This is a genomic window from Nitrosomonas sp. Nm33 (assembly GCF_900107265.1).
In the GTDB taxonomy this organism is placed as follows: Bacteria; Pseudomonadota; Gammaproteobacteria; order Burkholderiales; family Nitrosomonadaceae; genus Nitrosomonas.
Map to the genome: position 1 here is coordinate 1 of NZ_FNPJ01000154.1, position 1,665 is coordinate 1,665.

The 1,665-nt window shown below is 56.2% G+C and carries 2 protein-coding genes and 1 pseudogene; 2 read left to right on the top strand and 1 reads right to left on the bottom strand.

All coding sequences use genetic code 11. The features are described 5' to 3' along the window. The first annotated feature begins 69 nt into the window (after positions 1-69). Both BLV54_RS15165 and BLV54_RS16345 read left to right on the top strand, forming a co-directional pair. Entirely contained in the window at positions 70-300 is a 231-nt protein-coding gene (locus BLV54_RS15165; RefSeq protein ID WP_090572409.1) for a LysR substrate-binding domain-containing protein, read from the top strand. Next, a pseudogene (locus BLV54_RS16345) lies at positions 278-582 on the top strand (ATP-binding protein); the annotation flags it as partial. The gene BLV54_RS15165 and the pseudogene BLV54_RS16345, both read left to right, overlap by 23 nt. A gap of 3 nt (positions 583-585) precedes the next feature. Here BLV54_RS16345 and BLV54_RS15175 read toward each other — a convergent pair. Beyond that, on the bottom strand, positions 586-1,596 hold the full coding sequence (locus tag BLV54_RS15175; RefSeq protein WP_090572408.1) for an aldehyde dehydrogenase family protein: 1,011 nt from the start codon (positions 1,594-1,596) through the stop codon (positions 586-588). Between the last annotated feature and the right edge of the window lie 69 nt (positions 1,597-1,665).

The window sequence follows — 1,665 nt, forward strand, 5'->3', positions numbered from 1 at the left end:
TGGGTGCTGCATGGGCCAGATGGCGCACACGTAACACTTCACCACACGCCGCGTTTCGTGACGACGGACATGATTGCGCTGAGAGACGCCGCTGTGGCCGGTGTCGGTGTAGTGCAGCTGCCAGTGGTCATGGCACGGGATCAGCTGGGAGCTGGTTCATTGGTTAGACTGGTGCCAGACTGGGCGCCAGGTCGGGAAATCATTCATGCTGTGTTTCCGTCCCGGCGCGGTCTTCTGCCATCCGTGCGGGCGTTAATTGATTTTCTCGCGCAGCGCTTCGAGATGCTGCATGAGGACTAAGCTGCTGATCATTGACGAGATTGGCTATTTGCCGCTGAGCCGGGAGCAAGCCAATCTGTTCTTCCAGGTGATCGCCAAGCGCCATGAAAAGGCAGCCTCTTGACGAGCAGCCTGCCGTTTGGGCAGCGGAATTAAACATTCGCCAACGCCCCCATGCTGACAGCAGCCATGCCAGATCTGCTGTCACATCACGCCTACGTGGCGTCGATTCAGGGAGAAAGCTTCCACTTGCGCGACAAGCGCCGCGCCGTTTCCCAGCTTACACGTGCAACCATTTGTTAACCCTTATTTGATAGGCCCCCATGGCGGTGAGCCCGGAGGCGCAACATTGATTAACTTCTCATTGACAAATTCACCGAAGCCCAGCTCCGATAGCTCACGCCCAAAGCCCGAATTCTTGATGCCGCCGAACGGAAGTTGAGCGGCCGTCCAGACCGGCTGATTGATGAAGACCATACCGCTTTCAATCTTTGCCGCAACCTTTCGCCCATGCTCGACGTCAGCCGTAAACACGGAGGCGCCCAGACCGAATGGAGTGGCGTTTGCCAGGCTGACGGCCTCGTTTTCATTCTCGACGACGTAAAAAGAGGCAATCGGGCCAAATAATTCTTGAACGTGGATCGGGTTGTTCTCGCTGATGCCGGTCAGTACAGTGGGCTCCAGATAGAAGCCCGGACGATCAATCCTTCCACCGCCAAACGCAACCTTTCCCCCTTCTTTCCTGGCCAGCTTGATTTGATCCAGGAGAAGATCCAATGCCTTCTCTGAAGCAAGCGGTCCCAGGGTTGTAGCAGGATCTGCAGGATCGCCTGCCTTCAGCGCCGCAATGCGCTGAACGAAGCCATCGAGGAAATCCTCTCCCCGCTCCTTGCCGATGACAATGATGCGTTTTGAACCGACGCAGCATTGACCCGTGTTGAACATCCGACCGAACAAGGCATTATCGAGCGTGGATTCCATTGGCGCGTCTTCAAGCACAATCAGCGGATCACTTCCACCCAGTTCCATTACTGATTTCTTGAGGCTGCGGCCCGCGCGTCCGGCCACTGCCGCGCCTGCGCGCTCGCTGCCAGTCAGGGTAACGCCCCGGACACGGGGATCCTCGATCAGCCTTTCGGTCTGTTCAATACTGGCAAAAATATTCGCGTATACGCCTGCCGGAGCGCCAGCTTCCTCAAACAGGCGAGCAAAGGCCAACGCCGACTGAGGAACGCTCTCCGCATGCTTGAGAAGTAGTACGTTACCCACCATTAACTGCGGCCCTGCTACCTGATGTGGCTCCCTGTAACTGGACAACCTGAAAGAAAGTTAAGCTCTGACATATAAAGTTAATCAGGTTCAGGCAACCCGATTGATTCTTTGGTG